This window comes from Mesorhizobium sp. M7A.F.Ca.CA.004.04.2.1 (assembly GCF_004022825.1).
GTDB lineage: Bacteria > Pseudomonadota > Alphaproteobacteria > Rhizobiales > Rhizobiaceae > Mesorhizobium.
Window position 1 is genome coordinate 1 of the sequence record NZ_RZPH01000878.1, and the last position, 2,581, is coordinate 2,581.

At 60.4% G+C, this 2,581-nt stretch carries 3 protein-coding genes and 1 pseudogene; all 4 read right to left on the minus strand.

Going from position 1 to position 2,581, the window contains the following annotated elements; all coding sequences use genetic code 11:
- Positions 1–268 (minus strand): annotated as a pseudogene (locus EN893_RS28540) (hypothetical protein); the annotation flags it as partial.
- Positions 269–495: 227 nt separating this feature from the next.
- Entirely contained in the window at positions 496–1,146 is a 651-nt protein-coding gene (locus tag EN893_RS28545) for an OmpA family protein (protein ID WP_013531371.1), read from the minus strand.
- Positions 1,147–1,322: 176 nt separating this feature from the next.
- Positions 1,323–1,691 (minus strand): GFA family protein, encoded by a 369-nt coding sequence (locus EN893_RS28550; RefSeq protein ID WP_024503891.1) that lies wholly within the window; start codon positions 1,689–1,691, stop codon positions 1,323–1,325.
- Between the two features lie 158 nt (positions 1,692–1,849).
- Positions 1,850–2,227, minus strand: a complete 378-nt coding sequence (locus EN893_RS28555; protein ID WP_023812122.1) for a hypothetical protein — start codon at positions 2,225–2,227, stop codon at positions 1,850–1,852.
- Positions 2,228–2,581 lie beyond the last annotated feature (354 nt).

Sequence of the window (2,581 nt, forward strand, 5' to 3'; positions counted from 1 at the left end):
TGACGAAGTGGATGCCCATGGCGCCCTTCGGGTAGTCCATCGCGCCCGGTATCTTTTCTCCGCTGTAGTGGACGCAGCCGACGGTCGACAGATAGAGGTCGCGGACGGCAGCGGTGTAATCCTCATATTTGGCGAGCGACTTCTTCAAGGCTTCGATGTCGGCCTTGTTGGCGTCCTCGGCGCGAGCCGAAGCAACGTTCAGCCACGCGCCTACCAAACCTGTCAAAACGAGGACGCCGCAGCGCCCAAGGCTGGCTGTTCTTGTCATGCATTCCTCCCAGATTTCTGATCTGGCCGTGCAAGACCGAGGCGGAAAAATGCTGATTGCGCGGCCAGTGACACCGCCTCATCCCCTCAGGAACAGCGATGATGCTATTCCTTTCCATAGCTGCGGGAAAGATGTATTTTAGGAATAACTAATTGAATAACACCAATATCCGCTCAAACAAAAACGGCCCCCCATGGGAGCCGTTTCGCATTGGTTTGCCGTACAAATCAGGTGAGCGGCGAAAGCTGGATCTCGACGCGGCGGTTCTGGGCGCGACCTTCGGCCGTGGCATTGGATGCGACGGGGCGCGTCTTGCCGAAGCCTGTGACTGCGAAGCGTCGCTGATCCACGCCCTGACCGGACAGATAGTTCGCCACCGCCAAAGCACGACGCTGCGACAGATCGAAATTGTGCTGGTCGCCACCGGTCGAATCGGTGTGGCCGAACACGTCGACCGTGGTCTGCTTGAACTTCTTCAGCACCAGCGCGACAGAGTTCAGGACTTGGTAGAAGCCGGGCTTCACCGCATCCTGGTCCGAGTTGAAGGTGATGTCGGACGGCATATTGAGGATGATCTGGTCGCCGCTGCGGGTGACGCTGACACCGGTGCCCTCGAGCTGCCGGCGCAGTTCGGCCTCGTTCTGGTCCATGGTGGCGCCGATGGCGCCGCCGGCCAGCGCGCCGATGCCGGCGCCGATCAGTGCGTTGCGGCGGTCGTTGCCGCCGGCAAGCAGGCCAAGGCTTGCACCCGCCAGGGCACCAAGGCCGGCGCCGGCCGCCGTGTTGGAAATCTTCTGGTCGCCCGTATACGGATCGGTGGTGGTGCAGGCGCTCACGAGCACAGCCGTCGCCACGACGACGAGCACAGTCTTTTTCATAGGATGGTCCCTCTCCAAGTCACGCCTTGCGGTGGCGCCAAATCAGCCCTTCCCGCGACTTGTACCACGAATTGCGGCGAAAAGCGGAACGGCAAAAGCGCCGCTCACGGCTTTTCCCGAGGGACCGATACACAGTGATAGCGCCGCATCGCCGGGCCGCAATCGTTCGGATCAGGCTACCAGAGGTTCTTGCCGTCTATGACCACCACTTCGACCTTGTCGAGATCGAAATCGTCGAACAGTCGCGAGTTGACGCTGATCTTGGGATTGTCGAAATCCGGCTCGCCGGTCGACCAGTCCGGCGTTTCGGTAAAGGTGCCGCAGCCGCAGGTGGCGCAAAAACCGTGCTTTACGGTTTTCGATCCCCAGCGGTAGAAAGAGACGTTCTCCATCGGGCTGGTGAGCTTGAATTGCGAAGGCACGTAGTAGGCCCAGAGCGAGCCGCGCTTCGAGCAGAAAGAACAGGTGCATTGCGTCACCGTCTGCGGTGCCTGCGAAACCTCGAATGTCGTCGCCTTGCAATGACAGCTTGCCTTGATGGTCATCAACGAACTCCTCCTGTCGCCCGCCACCCCGTGCGGCAAAGGCAGCATAAAGAGGTGCTCCTGACAACTGTCTGTCAGCAGGCATCACCCGAACTGCGCAAACCCGGCCTGCGGTCCCGGTCACACGCGACCGCGGACGTCCGACCGCCGTCCTGTCGTCAATAGGAGCGCGGCGGCACGAACAGGCAGATTGTCTTGCCGGCGTCGAGGCCCGCCTGGTGCGCACACCAATGGAACTCGCCGTCCGGGCTGTCCTTGACACGCTTGTCGGTCATTGGAACGATCTCACCCGTTCCGGCGATGACATAGCCCTCGGGTTTCTCCAGCACTTCGCCTGTATGGGTCGTGCGACAATCATAGTTGGCGCAGCATGCGAACGGATAACTCCAGCCCTGTGGCTTTGCCGCCGTGGGTGTGGCGTCATGCGCGAAGGCGGGTGCCGTCAGCATTGCCATCGCGCCGATCGCGAACAGGGAAAACAAAAGTCGGCCAGCCGGTTGAACGGCATTGGCCGATCTGAGTGTGGCAGCAGACATGACGCGTTCCTTTCAAACGAGCTCAAGCGTTTCGCTTGCCCGTTCCCGGAACGTATCTTCCCAGTGGCCGGATCGTCGGGTCGCAGATATGCCGCGTCCGGCCATAAATGCTTTTTCTCTCCCAGCGTTTGGATGCTGGGCTGATTCCTTGGTCGGCGCAAGAAGATGCATTCCCGACATCGTTCTATAGACGTCAGGTATCCGCTACCGCCGACGAGATGAGGCCAAGGTCAATTCCCGGCAAACGGGCGTCGAATAAACGGAATTGGCCCGCTGTGGTTCCAGCCTATTGCTGGTCAGAGCCGGCAATCACGTGCTCTTGATGCTGCGGCAGGTCATCGGTGATGGTGAACC